Origin of the sequence: Paenibacillus sp. B1-35 (genome assembly GCF_050474385.1) — a bacterium.
Taxonomy (GTDB): Bacteria; Bacillota; Bacilli; order Paenibacillales; family Paenibacillaceae; genus Paenibacillus_B; species Paenibacillus_B alvei.
The window spans coordinates 691,405-714,126 of the sequence record NZ_JBCHVJ010000002.1; the positions used below are offsets into that span (position 1 = coordinate 691,405).

Sequence of the window (22,722 nt, forward strand, 5' to 3'; positions counted from 1 at the left end):
TAATCATGGACATCATCGGATGGATGGCAGAGCAGAAAATTCAAGAAGCGATGAAGGAAGGCGCATTTGATCAACTGCCTGGCAAAGGGAGGCCATTAGATCTGAAAGATTTGACCCATGTTCCTGAGGAATTGCGGCCTGCATATTTGATGATGCAAAATGCTGGACTGCTGCCTGAACCTATATATCTTGGACGTGAAATCGTACGTTTGGAGGAGCTTCTTGCAGCGTGTGATCCAGAAGATAAGCAAAGGATAGGCGACACTCGGAAGCAGCTGAATGAACGGAAACTCCGGCTGCAGATGATGATGGAGGAGCGTGGGTGGACTGTTGTGCCCGCGTTTGCCCAATATGAATCGCAAATCGTAAGCAAGGTGACCGGTGTCACGAAGTCTCCCGATGAGAAGTGAAAATTGGACAAACTAGACTCAGGAGCAGCTCATTTGACGCATGTGAATTCGTTATCCATGAAACGATAGATATAACCGTACATATTGAAGCAGAGCAATGCAGATAGGTTCATTGCAATGTTGGGATAGAAGGAAGGAAAGGTGTACATGGTATGACGACCTATTGGCAACAACTTAGAAGAGAGCTCCCTCAATGGGTAGAGGAGAGCCGGACTGTATCACAGGATGGAGAGGTCGCTTCTTATATACCCGGGCTTGCAAGTGCTCCGAAGGACGCGCTGTGCATATCGTTGTTCGGTATTCAAGGTGAACAAGTGCATGCAGGCGATTGCAAGTTAACGTTTACGATGCAAAGTATATCCAAAGTATTTTCACTGCTCCTCGCTTTGCTCGATAGTGGTGAAGCAGGCGTATTTAGTAAGGTAGGCATGGAGCCTACTGGAGATGATTTCAACTCGATCTTGAAGCTTGAGCTCGTTGATCCGGGCAAGCCGTTCAATCCGTTCATTAATGCGGGAGCAATCGCGATCGCCTCGCTGATTGAAGGCGAAACTCCGCAAGAAAAATCGATGCGCATGCTTGAATTCATCCGTGAATTGGCAGATGACCCAACGATAACATGGAATGAAGAGGTGTATCAATCGGAGAGAGATACTGCCCATCGCAACCGCTCGCTCGCTTACTTTTTGAAGGATAATGGTGTTCTTCAAGCCGATGTCGAGGATACGCTCGAAGTGTATTTTCGCCAATGTGCGATCGAGGTCAACACAGACCATCTTGCGCGTATGGCGCTTGTCTTGGCGAATGGAGGCTGCAATCCTCAGAACGGGCGCTGCTACATTCCGAAGCATTATGTACAAATTGCGAATTCATTCATGGTAACATGCGGCATGTACAATGCCTCGGGAGAGTTTGCAATTCAAGTGGGGATACCGGCCAAAAGTGGAGTTTCCGGGGGGATTCTTGCGGTAATCCCAGGCAAGATGGGGATCGGAGTGGTAGGTCCCGCCCTGAATAAGAAAGGAAATAGCGTTGCAGGCGTTCATTTGCTCGGCGCATTGTCGGAGCGATATGATTGGAGCATCTTTTAATACTGTGAGAATATGAAAAGAGCACACGAAATAAGTCCTCCTCACATAGGCTGACATAGTACCTCTTCGTACGGATTACGCAAGAAACGAGGGATGTGTAAGATGTCGTCCAATGAACTGGGGATTACGTATCGTGTGGGCTCAAACCAATCCATTGTACGAGTAACCCCTGTCCGTCCGGTAGCAGGCAAGAGTGAGCGCATTCCGGATACGTATCCACCCGTTGATTCGAGTAAATTTGTATCATCTGCAGATAGTACCCATTCTCTAGCAGAACAGGCTGTCCGCGTGCTGGATCGCCTAAGGAAGTCGAGAACATTAGCGACTGCTATTATGGATGCTGCACAGCGGGGAAATAGAACGGAAGTAACGCGTTTAATTCGGGATATCGGTGTACAATCGAGGCTGGAAGTGAAGTCTACGCCTGATGGTATCAAGTTGACTTTCAATACGGATTCTTCGGAATCACGGTGCTGTGAATTGGAAGTGAAGATGCGTTGGAATCCAATGTAATGACGTCAAAAGCGCCTCATCCTAGGGATGGGCGCTTTTGTTACTTTCGAATCATATTGTTGATAGGCAAGCATGAATCATGCTAGCTTATTGGTTGGCTGGAAATGTCTCATGAAATACAGTGCGTTCTAGAGGCAGGCGGCTTGTAGCATGCGCTGGAGCAGCAGCTTTGCCGAGTGTGATCAGTATGACCGGCACATAGCGGGATGGGATATTGAATTCTGTAACGAACTGCTCCTTATTGAAGCCGCCCATCGGGCAAGTGTCCCATCCTTTGGCTTTTGCAGCCAGCATCAATTGCATGGAAGCAAGCGAACCGTTGCGAATCGCTTCTTCGGTACCAAGCTGTGCAGATGATTCATAGGCGCGATTAATGTTGCCCACCAGTGTATCATGCACTTGCTGTGTGATATTGCCTGCTTGAAGCTGCTCGCCGTACAATTCGGGAGCCATCAAGTTCGCTTGTGTATCTCCAAGTACAGCAATCACCGCTGAGCAGTCCACAACTTGCTGTTGATTGTACGAAATCGGAAGCAGCTTTTGTTTTGTTTCTTCCTGTTGGAAGACGAGGAAGCGCCAATGCTGCAGGTTCCATGAAGAAGGAGCAGAAGCAGCCAACTCCAAAATTTCGTTCAATTCTGTTGCAGCAATCGGAGTATTTGGGACGTATTTACGTACGGAATGGCGCGAAAGCATTGCTTCGCTTGCAGTCATCGATATAGTCATCGTAATTGTCATCCTTTCAAGGCGATATACGCATATAAAATGCTAACGAGTATCTTGTGATGGATAATATTGTGCTAACGAATATATAGTAGCATAATTATCGTTATTGAATCAATGATCAACCTATTTGAAGACAGAAACAAGCAGCATCATCTTCAGTGTGTGCAATTGTTCTCCGAAAGGAGCGGACACAATTGAAATCCTATGCGAAAGATTGCACAATAGAGAAGGGGATTATAGGGGCAATGGATAGAGTCCTCGCTGCTTTCGTTTAGCCAGGGAAAAGGGATTAGGAACAGCGAGGCCAATCACTTCAATTAAGTTTGTTATATAGAATGTACTTTATATGTACTTTATACATAGATGGAGTCGTAAATCAACATAGGCAGTAGCATCTGATGCGAAAGGAGTCGGATATGGAGCATCATCAAATCGAAATTGGGCTTGCAGGCTGGGGAGATCAGGACGCACTGTACGGGCCAGGTACACGAGCCAATGAGAAGCTAACGGAATATGCCAAGCATTTTTCCATCGTTGAATTGGACAGCTCCTTTTATGCCATTCCATCTCCTGAACGGATGCAAGGCTGGAGTAAGCAGACACCAGACAGCTTCGGATTTATTGTGAAGGCGTATCAGGGCATGACAGGCCATTCTCGAGGAAAGCATCCCTTCACAAGCACGAAGGAGATGTTTGAAGTATTTCGCCAATCCGTCCATGCACTTCTGGAGAGGGGAAGGCTTAGAACGGTGTTGTTCCAGTACCCGCCTTGGTTCCATTGTGATCGGCGAAATGTTGACATCTTACGGCGAACGCGAGAATGGATGGAGGGGATTCCTGTCGCATTGGAATTTAGACACCAGAGCTGGTTTGCAGAACCGATGCGAGAGCGCACACTCGACTTTATGCGTGAGGAAGGCTGGATACATAGCATCTGTGATGAGCCGCAAGCTGGCGAGGGGAGCGTGCCGACAGTGCTTGTCCCGACACAGATGGGAGCCACGATGGTTCGTATGCATGGTCGCAACGAATCTGGCTGGAATGCAAGCGGACAACCGAATTGGCGAGATGTTCGCTACTTGTATCGCTACAATGAACAAGAGCTTCAGGAATGGAAGGGGCATGTCCAGTCGCTTCTGAAGGATACGAAGCGCTGCTGGGTCATTTTCAACAATAATTCGGGCGGAGATGCAGCGCACAATGGCAAGCAGTTCAAGCGAATGCTAGGGATGGAGGATCCGCCGCTTCCGGCCGAGCAGCTGACATTATTTGATTAAGGTGGAAATTAGGAGATGTTATCAGTCAGCATCGAATGAAGACAAGGGGCGACAACATCTGATAATAGCCCTCTGAATTTGTCGTATTTTCAGAAATTGTTACTTCCTTTCAATAAAAAAATGAGGTATACTTACCGCTAACATCATAAAGCAGCGTCATCTCGTATATGTGCAGGAATTGGCCTGCATGTTTCTACCCAATCACCGGAATGATTGGACTACGGGGAACCAACGTGCCGCAGCCTATCATATGAAGCAGGCTTGTACATCGCCCATAGGGTATGCTGCAGCGCGGCCGTTTCATCCAGCTGTCAGCCAGCGGGGAAACTTGGTTCACAGTCGATCGCATGCTTGCTTGATTGAGCTTATGGGATATAGGGCTATTCCGTTTGTATTCAGTCATTGCATGCAACTATCGCACAGCCCGGTTCCAATCACCTTCATGCCGAAGGTAGATCAGGAGCCGGGCTGTTATCGTATGAGAATAAAGAGAGATGCACAGCTGCACACATCGAAAGGGGAACTGAACATGAAACGGCTTCAGGATAAAATTATGCAAGAGGGATTAGTGCTGGGCAACAATGTATTGAAGGTGGACTCTTTCCTTAATCATCAAATGGATCCAGCGCTTATGCAGGCGATCGGACAAGAATTCGTGCGCCGTTATGCGGGAGAACGTATTACGAAGGTGCTCACGATTGAATCTTCCGGGATTGCGCCAGGGTTAATGACAGCATTAGAACTGAATGTTCCGCTCATTTTTGCACGCAAGCAAAAATCACTCACTCTGCGTGAGGATATTATTGTAGAGAAGGTGTATTCCTTCACGAAGCAAGAGACGAATGAAGTAACGGTATCCAAGCGCTTCTTGTCCGCTGATGACCGTGTACTGATCATTGATGACTTCCTCGCGAACGGCGAAGCGGCTTCTGGCTTGGCTCGCATCGTCGAGCAGGTGGGAGCTAGTGTCGTTGGATTCGGGATTGTAATTGAAAAGTCGTTCCAGCCAGGCCGTCAAATGCTGCTCGATGCTGGCTATCGTGTAGAATCCCTTGCTCGTATCGCGTCATTGTCTGCGGACGGTGTTGCATTTGTAAATGAAGCTGTAGAAGAAGCGAAGTCCGAGGCGGTGCAGCAATGAGTCAAATCGACAACCGCATATTTGTGAAAAATCGGCATCCGCTGCAAACCTTCTCACTTGGCTTGCAGCATGTATTGGCGATGTACGCCGGAGCCGTTATTGTTCCACTCATTGTGGGCGGTAACTTAGGATTCTCACAAGAGCAAATTACGTATTTGGTTGCGATTGACTTGTTCATGTGCGGTATAGCTACTTTGCTGCAAGTATTTGCAAATCGGTGGTTCGGTATTGGAATGCCTGTCGTCTTAGGTTGTGCCTTCCAGGCGGTCACGCCAATGATCGCAATCGGCAAGGACTTCGGCATATCCTATATTTACGGCGCTATCATAGCGATGGGGCTGTTTGTCATCTTATTCGGCGGTTTGTTCGGCAAATTAATTCGGCTGTTCCCTCCGGTTGTAACGGGTTCGGTCGTCACAATAATCGGAGTAACCCTGATTCCTGTTGCGTTCAATGATTTGGGCGGCGGTCAAGGGAATCCAGATTTCGGAAGTCCAACGAACTTACTGCTCGGATTCGGTGTACTTGTGTTCATTGTCATTATGAACAAGCTGTCTGGCGGATTTATTCGTGCCATATCTATTCTGCTGGGTCTTGTCATCGGAACGACAATTGCGTCCTTTATGGGACAGGTTGATTTTACGCCAGTTGCAGAGGCATCTTGGTTTCATGCGGTTCAGCCATTTTATTTCGGTGTTCCGAAATTCAACATGACGGCCATTCTGACGATGATTATCGTTGCAATGGTTGGCATTGCGGAGTCGACAGGCGTGTTCATGGCATTAGGCAAAATTGTTGGCCGTGATGTAGACTCCAAGGATTTGGCGCGAGGGTATCGTGCGGAAGGCTTGGCGATTACAATTGGCGGGATTTTCAATGCGTTCCCTTATACCACATATTCGCAAAATGTAGGACTTATCCAAATGAGCCGGGTGAAAACGCGAGATGTCATCGTCGTAGCTGGCTGCTTGCTGATGCTGCTTGGTCTCGTTCCGAAAATTGCAGCTCTCACAACACTTATTCCGAAATCGGTGCTTGGCGGTGCAATGGTTGCCATGTTCGGCATGGTCGTATCGAGCGGACTGCGCATGCTCGGCTCACAGGTGGATATGAATCGCCATGAAAATCTGCTTATCATTGCCTGCTCGGTCGGCATGGGGCTTGGAGTAACGGTAGTTCCTCAATTGTTCGCAAGCTTGCCGTCAACGGTGCGCATTTTGACGGACAACGGAATCGTAGCGGGAACGTTCACTGCTATGGTTTTAAATTTGCTGTTCAATGGGACGAAGCAACCGACAAGTGAATTGCAGAAGGATGAAGAAGAGATTAGTCATTCCGCAGCTTCCTAATTGTAGATGGGAAGTTGAAAGTTCTGTCCTTGCTTATAGGATAGATGTTAAGCCCATTGGATCATTCCAATGGGCTTTTTTATGCATGGAAGGAGAATTGCTTCAAAAGTCCAAGGTAGACGGGAATGATTTGGAGAACCAGTTGCCAAAAAGGATGTGAGCCGCGCGGGTAGAATAGGAACGACATAAAAAGAAGCCCTCAAGATCAGACCGTAATGCTGATTCTGAGGGCTTCTGTGTTGCACGGAAATACATCAAGAAGCGTGCTGCTCTACGCAATTTCAAGTCAATAGATCGTGAGAGCTGCACCAACTATTTAGAATAGGACTTATTCTGGAAAAAGAGAGCCAAGGTTCCGGGACCGGAATGTGCACCTACTGCACAGCCTATCGAACTAATAAGGAAATTCGTCATGCCGAAGCGCTCTTGGATGAGAGCCTTCAATTGCTCCATCGCTTCTGCGTCATCTCCATGAGCGATGCCGATCACTTGCTGTTTATCATTCAGATTTGCCCGCTCCTCCATGAGGTCAACAAGCCGTTGAATGGATTTCTTTCTACCGCGCACTTTATCTACGGGGATAAGTTTACCATCCTCAACATCCAGCACGGGTTTAATATTGAGCAAGCCGCCGATGACGGCTGAAGTTTTGCTGACGCGCCCGCCGCGATATAGATATTGCAGGTCGTCGACTGTGAATACATGCTCCATTTGCCGAGCAAGCGACAGTGTCTGTGTAACAATCTCTTCTCGAGACAAGCCTTCGCGCGCCCAGAGGGCAGCCTGACGAACGACGAGACCAAATCCTAGGGAAGCACATTTCGTATCGATAATGCTGCAAGTAAAAGATGGAAAATCATCTTGTACCATATCATGCATAATGCGGGACGAAGCATAGGTGCCAGATAGCTCAGAAGAGAATGCAATATAGATAGCTTCATCGTTCGCTTCCGCAATGGATCGGAACGTTTTCTGCAATACCTCCATAGAGAGCTGCGAGGTTTTATATATGCGGCCTTCACGCATGCCATCGAACATGGCCTTAGGTGAAATGGTTACACCATCCTCATATTGTTCATTGTCTATAGTAACGATTAGCGGCATGACAGTAATTCCTAGCTCATCTATAACAGATTGAGGAAGGTCTACAGCACTGTCGGTAAGAATGCGAATTGCCATAATCATACTCCTTTCATCTTTCCATCCACTTTCGAAGTTCAAAATCATCTGACCATTTCCATCATACCACGAGTTGTCGAGAAAGCGGTGAAGGAAAACAACCTTCTTGGCACATACATTTATTGGTATTTTTTCGATAGGAGCTGGTATGCCATTGATGAGTCATATTTTTATTCGCCCGCTCATAAGGGTAGGAGAACGAATGAAATGATAGGAAATGAGGGGAACGGAATGGCGAAGAACAAACGCGGCAAATCATTGTGGAATCTGCCTTCACGTGGGCGTGGGACATGTCCGGTCTGCGCCAGTACACGTATTAAGCTGTTATATAATCGGACAAGGGCGAACGGAGTTCAGATCAAGGTGTGCAAAAAATGCTTTCAGGCCCCACAGGAGCGAATTGATGCATCCTAATCTTAACTTCGGCTAAGCTTGCGCTGAATGGACAGAGTCGAACTTATGTCTGTATATGATGCGTAATCTGCTCACTCCTTATTGATCAGCTCTCTACCAACCCTAAAGAAGCTGTCTGTAGTTTGTACGGAAACGTATGATGATTGCAGGACAGCTTCTTTGCTGTCTTGCCTGTTTCTTTCTATACTTCGTATCCTGTACAATAGAATGGAGTTGAGCAAGCCCGAGGAGGAGAAAGAATGATATTAACGATCCAGGAACGGGATGAAATGTTATCACAGCTCAATGACACGCAGCGCGAGTTTCTGACACATTATCTCGTTCGTTCTCGCCGTACGGCGTTCGCGAATGCGATGGCGAAGGAGAAAGGGCATCATGTTCCAGCAAATGCCGAGCCAGAGGACATTGAAGCGCTGCTTGATGATTGGATTTATACCGGTTATAAGGATGCGGGCACGATAAGTCCAGAGCTGCGATGCGAATGCGGCCGTTCCCTACGCTACCAGCATGAGGTGAAAAATCGAAAGACAGGCGAGATCAAAAAGTTCGGCATTGAGCATCTGAAGGAGCATCTTGGCATTGATGCAGCCATCGTTGCGGCGATTAAAAAGGGGTTCGATGCCATAGATTATGAGCTTGATGAAATCTTGGTGAAGCTGGCAAGCAATTGGCAGCCTGCACCAGATTCATTGATACATGCTGATTTACCCGAGCACATGAAGCAGCAGCTATCGCTGGGACTTCCTTTGCTGGACAGGCAGCTTAACGTGTTGAAGCGCAGGCCTGTTGTTCCTCAAACTCCATCTAAGGCTGTTCCACAGCAGGCTGATCCTAGGCTGGCTTCCATGCCTGAGGAATTTGATTTATGGTCGTGGACAGAATCTGCGGAAATCCAGGAAGTAAGCTATGATGGTCTTACTGCATCCGAACAAGAGGCGGTGAAGCAGTATGTGGCGAACGGTGTGGGCAGTGCTCGCATCATCAGCGAATTGCTCATACGTGATCATGGTTCGCCTGAACGCCGATATATAACAGGCAAACCTAAGATTTATACGGATGTGTGTCAATTTATTGAGCGCACCTTCACTAAGATTGCGATAGAATTCAATGGAACGGAAGATCGCAAGTACACGATGAAGTGACAAAATTGGTGTTGGTGCTGTAGATATCGTTCCAATCCCGTTGAACGTACAAACGCGCTCGCTTTTTTGAGAAATAGGCAAAAAGAGGTTGATTTTTCCTGAATGTTGTGGATATAATGTGTGAAATGAAAAATGGAAGCAACAACGATGAACGGGAGAGTACTCTGCAAGCTCCGTAATGCAGCGAATCGGGAGGGTGGAAGCCGATACGGAATGAAGAGGAAGCGGACCCGGGAGTTGGCTCTTTGAACTGCCTCACACGAGCCCGTAGGAGAGCCCGGCACAGCCGTTATTTATGGAGTGGATTCCTATTGAAGCACACTGCTTCCGGTAGGATCAATAAGAGTGGCACCACGGATTCAAGCCTCCGTCTCTTTGCAGACGGGGGCTTTTTGTCGTGTTAAGAGTTGAATCAATGCCCATGACTTATGTTGCAATATGTTAATCAAAATGAAGGAGAATGAGCTTATGTTAAAACAGATCGCTGCACAACGATTAGAGCCAATGTTAGAGATGAGTGGACACGATATCGAGCGTGCCTTAGAAATACCGCCGCTAAGTGAATTGGGAGATCTGGCATTCCCTTGCTTCCCGCTCGCAAAGCAGTGGAAACGCGCTCCACAGCAAATAGCAGGCGAGCTCGTAGAACGTATCAACCAAAATAGCGATGCCTCACGAATACATGCTGTTGCATCAGGCGGGTATGTGAATTTATTTTTCGATAAGGACTTCTATGGAGAGACGTGCCTTGGACGCATGCTGGAGCCGACTTTCGGGAGGCTGGCGGATGGTTCAGGGCAGCGCATTGTTATTGATATGTCGTCTCCGAATATTGCAAAGCCATTCAGCGTCGGTCATCTGCGTTCTACGGTAATTGGCAATGCTCTCGCTCATCTGTATGAGGCTGCCGGTTATGAAGTGGTGAAGGTGAATCATCTAGGGGATTGGGGGACACAATTCGGCAAGCTTATAACAGCATACAAGCTATGGGGCAATGATGAGACGCTGCGCCAAGATCCAATCCGCGAAAGCTTGAAGCTGTATGTGAGGTTCCATGAGGAGGCCGCACAGCAGCCGGAACTGGAAGATGAAGCACGCGAATGGTTCCGCAAGCTGGAAGCGGGAGATACAGAGACTGTTCAGCTATGGACGTACTTCGTGGACGCCAGCATGATTGAATTTAATCGGATGTACGAGCGGCTGGGGATTCGTTTTGACTACTTCCTTGGGGAGAGCTTCTACAATGATAAAATGGATCAAGTGGTGGCACGATTGCAGGAGCTTGATTTGCTGGAGGAAAGCGATGGGGCAATGGTTGTTCGATTGGAAGATAAGGGCATGCCGCCATGTCTTATTTTAAAGTCAAACGGTACAACGATTTACCCGACTCGTGACTTGGCAACTGCGATTTACCGCAAGGAAGTGATGAAGGCTGACAAGTTGATTTATGTGGTCGGTGCAGAGCAGCAGCTTCATTTTCAACAGGTATTTGCCGTGCTTGGCAAGATGGGATATGAATGGGCAGAGCAATGCGAGCATGTGCCATTTGGCTTGATGACATTTGAAGGGAAGAAGATGTCGACCCGAAAGGGGAAGGTTATTTTTCTAGATGAGGTGCTGAATGAGGCAGAGAATCGCGCGCTACAAATCATTGAAGACAAAAATCCATCCTTGCCGGATAAAGGAGCAGTTGCATCTCAGGTGGGCATTGGCGCGATTATCTTCGATGATTTGAAGAGCAGCCGCATGTTGTCCGTCGATTTCAGCCTGGAGGAGGCGCTGCGTTATGAAGGGGAAACAGGCCCTTATGTGCAGTTTACTCTTGTTAGAGCTAAGAGCTTGCTTATGAAGGGGGGCTTGGAGTCTCAACCGGATTCCGCTTCTGCTTCTGAAATTAATGCGACTGCTCGAAACAGTGCGGACAGTTGCATGGCTCATCTGCGTCAGATGCCGGAAGCGGCAGGGAATTGGAAAATGAGCCCAGAGGCATGGGCTTGCATCAAGTCCATTTCTAAATACGAGCGTTCGCTGCAGCAGGCGCTAGCAAGCAATGAGCCTTCCATCTTCGCGCGATATATTCTTGATGCAGCGAAGCAATTCAATCGCTTCTATCATCAGGAGCAAATCCTTGTTGAGAATGCGCTTGAACGCCAAATGAAGCTCCGTATCGTTGCTGTCGTTGCACGTGTGCTTCAGGAAGGTCTAGAGAAGCTGGGGATTCAGGCACCGGCGCATATGTAGCGCTGAGATGGCGACAATTGTTGGGGCAGATGCTCAGTGGAATAAATGGGTTGTGCATTCCGCTGTATGCTTAGCGGGTGAGGTGTGGAGCGGGGGAAGTGCAGGAAAATGGCTTGCAGGTAATAGCATATAATTGATAACTGCACGCGAGCCGTGGATTACTAATCCAACGGCTTGTGTGCGGAAAAGCAATTGTATGGATTGTGAAAGTATCGCTGCAGAGATTCATAGGGACATAATGGCGACATGGTTCCTAGTCTTGACAATAAGACTAGGATGTGAAAAGATGATCCTAACGAATATTAGTTAGGAATTGTTCGCATCAAGGTAAGTACGCAAAGGCTTCGTTGCAAACATTGCCTAACGAATGTTAGTTAGTAAAGGAGCTGAACAAGATGACGGCTAACCGAATTATTGAAGCAGCGTTGAATCATTTTGCTGAGCATGGCTATGAAGGAGCGTCTCTTGCCAATATAGCGGAGCAAGTGGGCATTAAAACCCCTTCCATCTATGCACATTTCAAAAATAAAGATGATTTGTTTTTACGTGCAATACAGCGCGCCATTCAAGTAGAGATGGGACAATTGCAGCAGTTCATTGATTCATGCCTGACGCACTCTGTTGAAGATACGCTGTATGGTCTGATTCGGCAATATGAAGTGCGCTACGAGACAACCAGTCATTTGAAGTTCCTGCTGAGAATGATGTTCTTCCCGCCTGTTGCGATGCAGGAGCGGGTTATGGAGTTGGTGAATGGTTATTTGGATCAAATGGAGCTGGTGCTTTCAGAGGTGTTCCAGTTGGGCATAGAAAGGAAAGAAATTGCCGCTCTGGATGTAGGGATGATGACGGCATCCTACATGTGCCTTGTAGATGGAATTCTCGTTGAGATGCTGCTTGGGGGGCCAGAGAGATTTCAGCGGCGCTTTGATGCATCTTGGCGCATGTTCTGGCGCAGTCTTGCACGAACAATGGAGCCATAAACATTTGTCCAGATTAGATATGGAAGTACGTGCTGTAGAGAATACTAACGATGCTTTTGGTATATCAGAATTTGATGGTTCAGATAGATAGAGGTTATGCGTGGATAGAGAACAGCAAGGGAGTGGAGAAGGATGAATAAGCATTGGATTTATGTGTTTGTGGCGGCTTTTTTCGAAGTGTTCTGGGTAATTGGTTTAAAGCACGCCAGCAATGTATGGGAATGGGGAGGTACGATCATTTCGATCGCTGTCAGCTTCTATGTGATGATTATGGCCGGCAAGCAGCTTCCGGTAGGGACGGTCTATGCCGTATTCGTAGGACTAGGGACCGCAGGTACAGTGTTTGCGGAGATGGCATTCTTCGGCGAACCGTTCAAGGCGATTAAGGTGCTGCTTATTCTTGTTATGCTGATGGGGGTTGTAGGACTGAAGCTGGTTACAAAGGACAAGGAAGCGAAAGGAGCTGAATCGTAATGGCATGGATAAGTCTCATTGCAGCCGGTATCTGTGAGATGCTTGGCGTGGCAATGATCAATAAGCTGAACCAAGAACGCAATTGGCAATCATTTTTGTATATGTCGCTTGCCTTTAGCGCTAGCTTTATCTGCTTGTCCATTGCCATGAAGTCGCTGCCGATGGGGACAGCATATGCCATTTGGACAGGAATTGGTGCATCTGGCGGAGCGATATTAGGAATGCTTTTCTATGGTGAATCCCGCGATTGGAAACGGATCGTCTTCATTGCGATGGTGCTTGGTGCTGCTATTGGACTAAAGCTTGTAGCTTAATATCTCACACCTAAATCGCCTCCCAATACTCATTGTGGAGGCGATTTTGTGTCTAATCGTTAGTAAATGAAGGAAACACCGTCGGTAGTATCGAAGTGGATATAACGTAATACTTACGATTCATTCATGTTATCGAGCCAGCGCGCTGTGATGGCACAGGAAGGGGATATGGCGGGAAATGAACCTGGCGGCATGGGCAGATCAATTATTGGAGCAGCATGGGTATAATGGATCGATCTTACTGGCGTCACATGATGAGATCCTAATCAGTAAAGGTTATGGCCTGGCGAACTTTGAGACAAGGCAGGTCATAAATAAGGATACGATATTTAAAATAGCTTCGATAGCCAAGCAGTTTACAGCTGTCTCAATATTGAAGCTGCAGGAAAAAGGGCTGCTTCGTGTAGAGGATACGCTATCGAAGTATGTCCCTGAATGTAAAGGACTTGCAGATGTGACCATTCACGAGCTGCTTACCCATTCCTCAGGCTTAGATGAGGATGCTCTGATTGATTGGAACGTGAATGAGGATAGAAGACCGCTGCATACGTTGGCCCTTCATACCGTCATGCCAGCAGGTGCAAGGGGGGAATATCGTTACAGCAATTTCGGATATGCCCTGCTTGGACTAATCGTGGAGCGGCTGTCGGGGCAGCCGTATGAAGCATTTATCGAGAAGGAGCTGTTCGCGCCATTTGGAATGATAAGAACGGGCGGTCGTATGGATGTGCTGCGCCATGAAGCGAATATAGGATTAGGCTACAGTAGAGGAGAGCCGGCATGGAAGGAAGATATTCCAAGCCATAACAGTGCAGGCAGTATTGTTTACTCGGCTGTAGAGGATCTGTACCGCTGGGATCGTGCGCTCCATTTAGGCCAAGCTGCAAATCAAGAATCGCTGAAAGCGATGTTCACGCCTCATGTGCGCATTGATGAGGAACGGAGCTATGGATACGGCTGGGTCGTGTATCAAGAGCGTCCGCATATCCGTTATCATAATGGCAGCTTGTCTGGATACAGCTGCACGATGATTCGCGATGCGAAATCGGATTCTGTGTTAATCGCCCTAAGCAATCTGGCGGACACAGGAATGCAGCCCATCGAAGCGCTGAAGCAGGGCCTGAAGGAGCACTATCCGGAATTCATGCAGCTATAGCCTAACGGTTGGACGGAAAAAAGAAAATGTCGGAGCTGATCGAGCATCTAGGAAGTAAAGCAGTGCCTATTCAGAATTAGGAGTGGTCATAGAAAGGAGTGCTCCAGCATGGCGATTAAAATATGCAGCAACTGCGGAGAATCGAACAAGGAATCCGCAATGCTATGTATCGCGTGCAGTCACTCACTGAAAGATGCCACCATAGCGGGAACGCCAGAAGATGAGAAGCAATACAACGGCATCTTGTCGGTGAATCAAGCAGAGCTTACATGCTCCCATTGTCACGAAAAAGTAGAGCAGGGCGCTTTAAAATGCAAATATTGTGGTTCCGTCATTCCAAGCCAATCCGAGCAAAAGCTGACATCTGAAGCAACTGCTCAGCCGTCTTCGTCAGAGAGCGGGCCAGGCTGCGCTGCACTTCTGCTAGTATTAGTCGCTACCGCCATTTTCCCTCTAGTTGGTCTACTCATAGGCGGGGTACTGGCATTCCACAATGATAAGGACAAGCAGAACCTGGGCACTGTGCTGTTAGTGCTTGGTCTGCTATTGGAATTAGGGTACTGGCTGCTGCGGTAGCGGAATGCTGTATCCTTCTTGACAGCGTGAATAAGATGTTGCAACTTGTTTAGGAAATATATCTATAAACAGCGATGACCAAAGCGTGAGAATGAACGTTACGCATGCGCAGAGAGGAACCTAATGGGTGTGATGGTTTCCTTGCAACTTCATTTTCCCTGCTTTGCAGCTGCAGATTTTGATCTGCCGGGCGGCCAGCCCGTTATTATGCAAGCAAGAGCGGTCGGTGTATGCCGACCGCTGAATTAGGGTGGTACCACGACAACGCATTCGTCCCTGTAGAGGGGGAGTGCGTTGTTTTTTTGAGGAGTGTATACGAATTTGCCGCTGGGATGGAAGGTGCTGCGGAATCTGTAACAAGCTGGTCTCACTGGATCAGGCAGTGATAGCGGTGAAAGCATGCAAGCGAGGGATAAGAAATGATGCGTTGCGGTTATGAATGAAACAAGTGATTCATAAGGTGGAAGTGTATGACATTCTGAAGGAATGGAGGTCGAATGCCATGAATATGCCGACTCAGTCATTTCATCAGCCGCAGCCGTCTCAAGCAGAGCAGCAGGTTGTGTATCAGGCGGATGGTTCCTTGGTTCAGGCGCTGCGCGAGACACGTGATCATATACATCATGTCTGCCATTCGTATATGAACCGACCAGTTCGCATTCAAACAATTGATGGTTTTACCTGTGATGGTGTGATCGTAAATGTGGATCGGGGAATCGTTTATGTACAGACACAGCAGCCGGTAATGCAGCGAGGCTTGTATAATGCCTACATGTATAACAACGTTATTCTGCCGCTTGTCCTCTATGAATTATTAGTCATTACACTGATGGTTACATAGACATAGCCCGGATTGAACAAAATATAACTTCATCCAGTGAAGTTATTGAGATTACCCCTGCTGATAAAGCAGGGGTTATTTGTTGTACTGGTTGTTATACAATTCTTTACCATTCGATTGGCTGAACGGAAATGACGGAGTTGATAATAACCATTAGAATTGCTGCATACCTTGTCTTGAAGCGGAAGGCATTCGTGTATACAATAAGGTAGAATGAGTGCCGTCTGGCAGAAATGGAGGGATAGTGGATGGCATTCGGAGCCAGAGTGCTGAAGACAGGGATTGCTGTAACATTGGCCCTATTTATCAGCCAGTTGCTGCAATTCAAAACACCGGTTATCGCCGCTGTTGCCGCGATATTTGCCATGCAGCCTTCGATCTATCGCTCATGGAGATATTTCCTCGAACAGCTCCAGACGAACACAGTTGGTGCTGCGATCGCTTTGTTGGCGGGGATGTATTTCTCACATGAGCCGATTGCTGTCGGCATTGTATGCGTGCTGGTCATTATGATTTGTCTGAAAATGAAAATGGAAGAGACAGTTGGCTTGACGCTTGTTACGGTCATAGCTGTCATGGAGGCGTCAGGGCAGTGGGATTTCGCGTTGTTTAGATTTGCGCAAATCTTAATCGGGATTGGATCTGCTTGTCTTATTAATATTTTGTTCTTTCCGCCGAATCCGAAGGCGCAGTTTATAACGTTAATTGAATCGTGCTTCCGAAGAATGTCACTGCTGCTGCGAACCGTCATTTCGGATGAAATAAAGGAATCGGTATTCCAGGAGGAGAAGCAAGGTCTGGAGGATGCATTGAAAGCACTGGCTGACAAATACAAGCTGTTCGAAGAAGAAACGAAGAAGCTAAAGCGGGCGAAGTACAGCCGTTCGCGAGAGCTGGTTGTATATAAGCAACTGCTGCATACGCTGCGCAGCGGCATCGAAGTGTTAGAGGCGATTGATGAGCATTATTTTCAGGCCACCCCCGAGCCGGAGACGAATGAATGGTTCGATCAGCATCTGGAAATGTTGATTAAATGCCATGAGCATGTGCTGCTGAAATTCGAGGATAAGGTGAAGCCGCACAGCTTGGAGCTGGAGCAGATGGAAGAAGACAATGAACATTTTATGCAGGCAACAATGGAGCTGTGTTCCCAAGAAGGGAACGGCATGCTCAGACTGTCGATTGTTGCAGCGGCTATGTACGAGTACGGCTTCCAAATTGCAAGATTGGATCGTCTCGTAGGTCACGTTGATAAGGACGCTGATGCATAACATCAGATTGTTTTAGTCAGCTTGGAGGCTCACGAGTAATTGATCGTAAATTTACAGGTGAATATCACACACAAGAAGATGGCTGGAAGCAGCCGTCTTTTTTTATAGGCAATTGTGAATGGATGTGAGTGGAAATCAGGAACGGTAAAAATGTATTTTATAGTTAACTGATCTAAAATTTCCATAAGCATGATATATTGATATCGGAAGGGAATTTAGGGTGTCTATCTACATTCAGATCGGAGTGAGAAATTATGGAAGCATTTCAATTCACAGATGTAGTGCTGAAGAATTTTCAAACTTGGAGAGGCTGGCTGGTTGAGGCTTTGGAGAAGGTAGATGAGGACATCGTTGATACGATACCGGCTGGTTGCAATAATTCGATTCACTGGCATGCGGGTCACATCGCAGTAGCTTGGGATCGGGGGATCTTTCAAAATGTGTTCAAAGAAAAGCGCTTGCCTGACCATTATGAGGGCTATTTTACGATGAATACAAGTCCTGCTAATTGGAGCGGGGAAGCTCCTTCACTTGCGGAGATTATCGATTGCTTACAGGAACAGCGACAATCAATTTGTGAGCGCATGCAGGGAAATTGGAATTGGGACTTGGTTCATCCCTTCTTTGAAAATACGAAGGCTAGTCAAATGTTCCTTTTTCTGTTGAGTCATGAAGCGATGCACTTTGGGCAGATTAGAACGTATATCCATATTGCGCAAGCATCGTGATTGAATACGAATGGATACAGTTCTCTATGAATGAAAAATGATGATGGCTAAATGATGAATGATGAAGAACTGACTCATAAAAAAGTAGGGTGCATGTCCCATGAGTCGCGAAGAAAAAGAGCCGGATGTCGGCTCTTTTGACAATAGAAGCTGTCAAAAAGGAAGATGCGTAGTCATTTCATTAATGCCTGTTGTGAGGTTACTTACGCTTTGTTTTCGAGCGAACAGCACGTGTTCGAACTGGAGGCTTGGCGTTATTCACGCTTCTGATTCCTACTGGGCCGATAACTTCTTCTCTTTCCACCACAGTGAATACATGCTTCGGAATTGGGCAGCAATGATGGCGATTAATCACCTCGATTGGATGAATAATAGGAAGAATTTGCGGGTGGAAGAAATCACGGATTATGGGTCTCGGTGGACATACAATCGGTTCAGCGGGCGGGCAGAACGGACGAGGACATGTCATTCATAACAACTCCTTCTGTTGAGATGGTACATTATATTGGGGAACTTGTGATTGAGTCTGTACACCTGTACTGTCTCGTATGCAAATCACACAAATATGGGTGAATGCCAGTACAGTTCATGTATATTGGCAAGCTCATGATCCGTGATTGCAAATATACGTGCATTTGTGCATAGAGCATAAGGATAGAGGGCATCTTTACCACTATATCGCTAACGAGGTGAGACTGATGCCCAAAAGGCTTATTCATGGAATCCATCTGCACTATCACGTGTATGGCTCAGGTACGCCGATAATTTTCATTCACCCGCCACTGTTGACTTCTGCCAACTTTCGATACCAAGCAGCGCAATTATCATCGACTCATCAAGTGATTACGTTCGACATTCGAGGTCATGGAGAGAGTGACGCCTCCAAGGAACCCATCACGTATCCGCTTATTGTGAACGATATGGTCGAGCTGCTCGATGAGCTAGGAATTAAGCAGGCATATGTATGCGGCTATTCAACTGGAGGAGCGGTTGCGCTGCATGCAATGATGTCTTATCCGCATCGCTTTAAGGGCGGAATTTTAGTTAGCACGATGGCTGAAGCGAATGATTATTGGTTAAAAGGCAGAATTGCGCTCGCGATTGCGTTGACGGTGATGAAAGCCAAATCGCTCCTAGCTTGGGCCATATCGTGGGGGAACGCGGATAGCCGCATCACATACCAGAATTTGAAACGAACGGCTTTGCGCGGCGATGTTTCGAACTGGAAGCAATATTACCAGGCAAGCTTGAAGCATCGCTGCTCCGAGCAAATGAAGAGCATTCAAGCTCCAATGTTGCTTATTTATGGGGAGAAGGACAAGAGCTTCCACCATTATGCGGTGCAACTGCAGCGTTATTTGCCCCATTATCACCTATATTGGCTGAAGGGCGCCAAGCATCAAATTCCAACGAAGCAGGCGCGCGAAATGAATGGCATCATAGCCCGTTGGATTCGCAATCAGGAGCTGGCATCGGAAGTGAAAGAAGAGCTTTCGGCGAAGCGTGCCTCTGCTGCCGCTTCATCCGAGCTGAACATCGAACCAGAGGGGAGAAACTCAAAAAAGGATGAAACGCCGTGGTTCATGGATGAAGATGAAGGTTCAACTGAGTCGGATCGAATCGATGTTCTTGTGGCGGCAGAAGCAGAAAGAATAAATGAATATCATTCCAATGAGCTTCATTAATCCGTAAAATCTGCAATAGCAGGATGTATACGGGTAAAGGTCGTGTATTTGGCGAATATAAAATGAAGAGGACGTGCTGCCAGGGATTTAAGCGGGCACGTCTTTTTCTATTGTACAGCAACTTGTTTTTAAGGACGTGGCGGCTTGTTCATTTGAATAGAAATGTAGGAAAGTATAGAAGCTTAGAAACTAATCTCTTTAACAATCAATTTTTATTAATAATTATTCCAAATAATGTGAAGTCAAGGTATAATTTTGAACGTGTACAGGCACGAGCGTTAAAGCGCTTGGTGGAACTGCTAAAGGAAGAAAAGGATCATTTGATACAGGATTGAATCCTATGGCACGACGCTCGGTTCAGGGACATACCGATTACAGTATCGCCGCTTGAATGGATAGCGATAAGATGAAAGGCACTTTCACCATTTAAAGGTGGGGTGTCTTTCTTTTTGTAGGGTGATATTTCCATCGCGTAGGATCGAGGTTATACTAAGGGGAACGACTTCATAAACGTTTCAATTGGCAGGAACATGCATAGTTCGAAAATCTCTAAGATATAGTTGGTGAAATTTGTTGATTCTCTATTGCGAAAGAGGTTCTAGAGCTAGAATGAATTTCGAATTTTGGCTGCAAGATATTATTTAATTTATTGATTTTGATACTGAATTAACTATGAGTGAAATAGTAGGTTTTTTAGAGAATTCTACAATGAATATATAAAAAGGAATATGAAATCATGGATAGCTAAACAGTACATGAATGGAATTTTGAAGACGTTATGTGACAAGCTTTCAGAAAAACATTGTTAATTGAAAGAGTGAAGTCTTTGATTGAGCTCATGGAGTATTTTAAAAAGGAGAAAATAAAGACTCTTGAAGTTGATAGATGGGGTAAGTATTTGCGAGGTATGTGGCTGCGTCGATGGCGCTACTTGGTCTGCCGAAGATTTTCGGGGGGAGAGATTGCGGGGGCACATCCGCATACTACCTAACCGTATCGCGGCCGCTCACTACGTTCGCTTAAGGTGGTGGGGCATCGTGACCATGGAACGTTATATGAGATAATGCAAATGGGACCAAGATATTGAATCCATCTATTGCTAATGAATTTTCGCTCTTGGATATAGAGGCCAATACATATGTGTAATCCCGAAATTAAGAATGGTTATAGCAATTACAAGTGAAATTTACGAAGATTCTATAAAGCCGTTACATCTAATTCGAGAGTTAAAAAGAATTCTAATGGTGATGGATGTCATCTTGAATGCAAGAACGTGTGAAACTCGGAAAACTATATATCTTGAAAGGGAGTTGTAGCCATGGAAATAAGAAAATTAATCCATTTTACATCCGATCAGTTGGGCGAGTTCGGTTATACGTCCAGATATAAATATGACGTACATAGACAACAGCAAGACGACAATATATCAATCGTGCTTGAACTCGTACAGTTAGAAAATGAATACGTGAAAACCTACCAAGATGACCAGAATGATATCGATCGATATGAAGAATTGTTGCTATTAGGGTATAGTTTTGGGGCATATGAAAATGATGAATTAATTGGAGTCATCATTGGTGAACCGCAAATGTGGAATAACACTGTATTGATATGGGAGCTGCGAGTCTCTAGCGAATACAGGAGAAGGAATATTGGAACGGCACTAATGAATCAAGTAGTTGAAATGGCTAGGGAAAATGGACTCAGAGCAATTCGATTAGAAACTCAAAATTATAATGTACCGGCTATTAAGTTCTATAATCAATGTGGCTTCATGATTGAAGGTATCGATTTATCATTCTACACGAACACAGATGTGGAAAATGGTGAGGTGGCTCTCTTTTTGACAAAGAAATTATAGGAAGGGATTCAATTGCAATTACAACCGACGAGCAAATCTATAAGTGCCAACAAGGAGTGACTTGTTTGAATATTTGTTTTTACGATAATTCCGAATTGAAGGACGAACCAATTGTTCATATTGATCGTGTATATTGTTTAGATTTTAGTCAATTCACTAACGATTCATGGGATAGATTAGCTAAAATTTATTCTTTGCTCCCATCTCAAATATGTATTCATCATATTGGACAACCGTGTTGGTTTGGTGAAGAAGGGAAAGCGGATTATTTTTTATGGGCATCAGTGGAGCCATCAGGTCTTCAGATTGCAGGAATTTTAAAATCAAGTGATTGGAATGAATGGGAATGTAAATTTAATGAGCTAGTATCTGTGTTCCCCTTTTTTGAATGTTAGAGTGAGGAGGAAAACCTATGAAAACACAATTGATTCTTGTTGAGGGATTGCCTGGGTCTGGAAAGTCTACTGTCGCACGATTAGTTTCTGAAATTCTTGCTGAAAAAGGTATAAAGGCTCAATTATTTCTAGAAGGTAATGCAGAACATCCTGCTGATTACGATGGTGTTTCTTTTTATAGGCAAGATGAATTTGATCAGTTGTTATTAGACCATGAAGGATGTAAGGAAATATTAGAGAGTAGGGCCGTTAAACACGGAAGTGATTTCTTAATTCCCTATCGAAAAATGAAGGATGAACTGGGATCTGATTTTCCAGATGAGTTGCTGCAAGAGATATTTGCAAAAGATATTTATGAGCTGCCGTTCGACCAACACGTAAGGTTACTTACGGAGAAGTGGAATTGCTTTAAGGAAGATAAGATTCATCGTAATTCTGTACATATATTTGAGTGCTGCTTCATCCAAAATCCACTGACGATCGGTACTGTAAAATATAACGTGCAGAAAGAAGAAGTTATTCACTATGTATTACTGTTAGAGGAAATTGTGAAGTCATTGAATCCTTTCGTCATTTATGTTGATCAAAAAGATATCAGATCTACGTTTGAGAAAGCAATAAATGAACGGCCTAAGGAATGGTCGGACGGGTTTATCGAATATTATACAAATCAAGGATTCGGCAAGATGCAAGGATATTGTGGGGTTGATGGGACTGTTCAAGTTCTTCAGGAAAGGAAGAGTATTGAACTTGAGATTTTTAATTTATTGAAAATCAATAAGCAAAAAATCGATAATTCCCAATTTGATATTGAAAAGTGTAAAGAAGAGTTGAAGGACATACTCAGTGTTCTTTAGAAATGAATATCATCCAAGCCAATTGAAAGACCAAGTGTTTGTACTTGGTCTTTGTTATATTAGCCTCTCAGATTCTTAGATACAAGTTATGCGTAGTT

At 45.8% G+C, this 22,722-nt stretch carries 26 protein-coding genes, 1 riboswitch and 1 other annotated feature; of the genes, 23 read left to right on the plus strand and 3 right to left on the minus strand.

Going from position 1 to position 22,722, the window contains the following annotated elements; translation table 11 throughout:
- Window positions 1–5 precede the first annotated feature (5 nt).
- From ACQ5BJ_RS10725 to ACQ5BJ_RS10735, 3 genes are all read left to right on the plus strand, one after another.
- The gene (locus tag ACQ5BJ_RS10725) at window positions 6–410 is read left to right on the plus strand and encodes a DnaJ family domain-containing protein (protein ID WP_005550455.1); all 405 of its coding nucleotides are present in this window, start codon (window positions 6–8) and stop codon (window positions 408–410) included.
- Window positions 411–562: 152 nt separating this feature from the next.
- On the plus strand, window positions 563–1,501 hold the full coding sequence (gene glsA / locus ACQ5BJ_RS10730; RefSeq protein WP_005550454.1) for a glutaminase A: 939 nt from the start codon (window positions 563–565) through the stop codon (window positions 1,499–1,501).
- Window positions 1,502–1,603: 102 nt separating this feature from the next.
- A complete protein-coding gene (locus ACQ5BJ_RS10735) occupies window positions 1,604–2,014 on the plus strand; it encodes a hypothetical protein (RefSeq protein WP_005550453.1) in 411 nt (136 codons plus the stop codon).
- 87 nt (window positions 2,015–2,101) lie between these two features.
- Here ACQ5BJ_RS10735 and ACQ5BJ_RS10740 read toward each other — a convergent pair whose 3' ends face one another.
- Complete coding sequence (locus ACQ5BJ_RS10740; protein ID WP_430109780.1) at window positions 2,102–2,740, minus strand: nitroreductase family protein; 639 nt, start codon at window positions 2,738–2,740, stop codon at window positions 2,102–2,104.
- 416 nt (window positions 2,741–3,156) lie between these two features.
- On the opposite strand from ACQ5BJ_RS10740, the gene ACQ5BJ_RS10745 reads away from it, so the two are divergent.
- From ACQ5BJ_RS10745 to ACQ5BJ_RS10755, 3 genes are all read left to right on the plus strand, one after another.
- Entirely contained in the window at window positions 3,157–4,017 is an 861-nt protein-coding gene (locus ACQ5BJ_RS10745) for a DUF72 domain-containing protein (protein ID WP_005550448.1), read from the plus strand.
- 141 nt (window positions 4,018–4,158) lie between these two features.
- A riboswitch (purine riboswitch) is annotated at window positions 4,159–4,258 on the plus strand.
- 288 nt (window positions 4,259–4,546) lie between these two features.
- Window positions 4,547–5,158, plus strand: coding sequence for a xanthine phosphoribosyltransferase (locus ACQ5BJ_RS10750; RefSeq protein WP_040736742.1), 612 nt, complete (start codon window positions 4,547–4,549; stop codon window positions 5,156–5,158).
- Entirely contained in the window at window positions 5,155–6,507 is a 1,353-nt protein-coding gene (locus ACQ5BJ_RS10755; RefSeq protein WP_216633901.1) for a nucleobase:cation symporter-2 family protein, read from the plus strand. The genes ACQ5BJ_RS10750 and ACQ5BJ_RS10755 overlap by 4 nt, the downstream gene beginning before the upstream one ends.
- A gap of 312 nt (window positions 6,508–6,819) precedes the next feature.
- On the opposite strand, the gene ACQ5BJ_RS10760 is transcribed toward ACQ5BJ_RS10755, so the two are convergent.
- The gene (locus ACQ5BJ_RS10760; protein WP_171417680.1) at window positions 6,820–7,686 is read right to left on the minus strand and encodes a DegV family protein; all 867 of its coding nucleotides are present in this window, start codon (window positions 7,684–7,686) and stop codon (window positions 6,820–6,822) included.
- A gap of 231 nt (window positions 7,687–7,917) precedes the next feature.
- Here ACQ5BJ_RS10760 and ACQ5BJ_RS10765 point away from each other — a divergent pair, with 231 nt between their 5' ends.
- From ACQ5BJ_RS10765 to ACQ5BJ_RS10820, 12 genes are all read left to right on the plus strand, one after another.
- A complete protein-coding gene (locus ACQ5BJ_RS10765) occupies window positions 7,918–8,100 on the plus strand; it encodes a hypothetical protein (protein ID WP_040736741.1) in 183 nt (60 codons plus the stop codon).
- A gap of 239 nt (window positions 8,101–8,339) precedes the next feature.
- The gene (locus ACQ5BJ_RS10770) at window positions 8,340–9,242 is read left to right on the plus strand and encodes a DUF3895 domain-containing protein (RefSeq protein WP_430109777.1); all 903 of its coding nucleotides are present in this window, start codon (window positions 8,340–8,342) and stop codon (window positions 9,240–9,242) included.
- A gap of 138 nt (window positions 9,243–9,380) precedes the next feature.
- Window positions 9,381–9,620, plus strand: a binding site (T-box leader).
- A 90-nt stretch (window positions 9,621–9,710) separates the two neighbouring features.
- Window positions 9,711–11,483, plus strand: coding sequence for an arginine--tRNA ligase (gene argS, locus ACQ5BJ_RS10775; RefSeq protein ID WP_430109775.1), 1,773 nt, complete (start codon window positions 9,711–9,713; stop codon window positions 11,481–11,483).
- Between the two features lie 395 nt (window positions 11,484–11,878).
- Window positions 11,879–12,466 (plus strand): TetR/AcrR family transcriptional regulator, encoded by a 588-nt coding sequence (locus ACQ5BJ_RS10780; RefSeq protein ID WP_005550435.1) that lies wholly within the window; start codon window positions 11,879–11,881, stop codon window positions 12,464–12,466.
- Window positions 12,467–12,598: 132 nt separating this feature from the next.
- A complete protein-coding gene (locus ACQ5BJ_RS10785) occupies window positions 12,599–12,940 on the plus strand; it encodes a DMT family transporter (protein ID WP_005550434.1) in 342 nt (113 codons plus the stop codon).
- Entirely contained in the window at window positions 12,940–13,254 is a 315-nt protein-coding gene (locus ACQ5BJ_RS10790) for a DMT family transporter (RefSeq protein ID WP_430109773.1), read from the plus strand. Before ACQ5BJ_RS10785 ends, ACQ5BJ_RS10790 begins: the two co-directional genes overlap by 1 nt.
- Before the next feature lie 178 nt (window positions 13,255–13,432).
- Window positions 13,433–14,410: a serine hydrolase domain-containing protein gene (locus ACQ5BJ_RS10795; RefSeq protein WP_430109771.1), complete on the plus strand. Its 978-nt coding sequence runs from the start codon at window positions 13,433–13,435 to the stop codon at window positions 14,408–14,410.
- A 108-nt stretch (window positions 14,411–14,518) separates the two neighbouring features.
- Window positions 14,519–14,986 (plus strand): double zinc ribbon domain-containing protein, encoded by a 468-nt coding sequence (locus tag ACQ5BJ_RS10800; protein WP_005550428.1) that lies wholly within the window; start codon window positions 14,519–14,521, stop codon window positions 14,984–14,986.
- Window positions 14,987–15,109: 123 nt separating this feature from the next.
- Window positions 15,110–15,235 carry a hypothetical protein gene (locus ACQ5BJ_RS10805; protein WP_289355063.1) on the plus strand — a complete coding sequence of 42 codons (126 nt, stop codon included), beginning with the start codon at window positions 15,110–15,112 and terminating at the stop codon, window positions 15,233–15,235.
- A gap of 253 nt (window positions 15,236–15,488) precedes the next feature.
- Window positions 15,489–15,827: a hypothetical protein gene (locus ACQ5BJ_RS10810; protein ID WP_005550424.1), complete on the plus strand. Its 339-nt coding sequence runs from the start codon at window positions 15,489–15,491 to the stop codon at window positions 15,825–15,827.
- Between the two features lie 248 nt (window positions 15,828–16,075).
- Window positions 16,076–17,098: an FUSC family protein gene (locus ACQ5BJ_RS10815; protein ID WP_005550422.1), complete on the plus strand. Its 1,023-nt coding sequence runs from the start codon at window positions 16,076–16,078 to the stop codon at window positions 17,096–17,098.
- A 254-nt stretch (window positions 17,099–17,352) separates the two neighbouring features.
- Window positions 17,353–17,826 (plus strand): DinB family protein, encoded by a 474-nt coding sequence (locus tag ACQ5BJ_RS10820; protein WP_430109768.1) that lies wholly within the window; start codon window positions 17,353–17,355, stop codon window positions 17,824–17,826.
- Between the two features lie 199 nt (window positions 17,827–18,025).
- Here the strand turns inward: ACQ5BJ_RS10820 and ACQ5BJ_RS10825 are convergent, their stop codons facing one another.
- Window positions 18,026–18,295, minus strand: a complete 270-nt coding sequence (locus ACQ5BJ_RS10825) for a hypothetical protein (protein ID WP_005550417.1) — start codon at window positions 18,293–18,295, stop codon at window positions 18,026–18,028.
- A gap of 229 nt (window positions 18,296–18,524) precedes the next feature.
- Here ACQ5BJ_RS10825 and ACQ5BJ_RS10830 point away from each other — a divergent pair, with 229 nt between their 5' ends.
- The 5 genes from ACQ5BJ_RS10830 (at window position 18,525) to ACQ5BJ_RS10850 (ending at window position 22,624) form a co-directional block, all read left to right on the plus strand.
- Window positions 18,525–19,511 (plus strand): alpha/beta fold hydrolase, encoded by a 987-nt coding sequence (locus ACQ5BJ_RS10830; RefSeq protein ID WP_005550416.1) that lies wholly within the window; start codon window positions 18,525–18,527, stop codon window positions 19,509–19,511.
- An 872-nt stretch (window positions 19,512–20,383) separates the two neighbouring features.
- On the plus strand, window positions 20,384–20,575 hold the full coding sequence (locus tag ACQ5BJ_RS10835; protein ID WP_157267227.1) for a hypothetical protein: 192 nt from the start codon (window positions 20,384–20,386) through the stop codon (window positions 20,573–20,575).
- Window positions 20,576–20,829: 254 nt separating this feature from the next.
- The gene (locus ACQ5BJ_RS10840; RefSeq protein ID WP_005550414.1) at window positions 20,830–21,372 is read left to right on the plus strand and encodes a GNAT family N-acetyltransferase; all 543 of its coding nucleotides are present in this window, start codon (window positions 20,830–20,832) and stop codon (window positions 21,370–21,372) included.
- Window positions 21,373–21,437: 65 nt separating this feature from the next.
- Window positions 21,438–21,767 carry a hypothetical protein gene (locus tag ACQ5BJ_RS10845; protein ID WP_005550413.1) on the plus strand — a complete coding sequence of 110 codons (330 nt, stop codon included), beginning with the start codon at window positions 21,438–21,440 and terminating at the stop codon, window positions 21,765–21,767.
- A 17-nt stretch (window positions 21,768–21,784) separates the two neighbouring features.
- Complete coding sequence (locus ACQ5BJ_RS10850; RefSeq protein WP_430109763.1) at window positions 21,785–22,624, plus strand: adenylyl-sulfate kinase; 840 nt, start codon at window positions 21,785–21,787, stop codon at window positions 22,622–22,624.
- Window positions 22,625–22,722 lie beyond the last annotated feature (98 nt).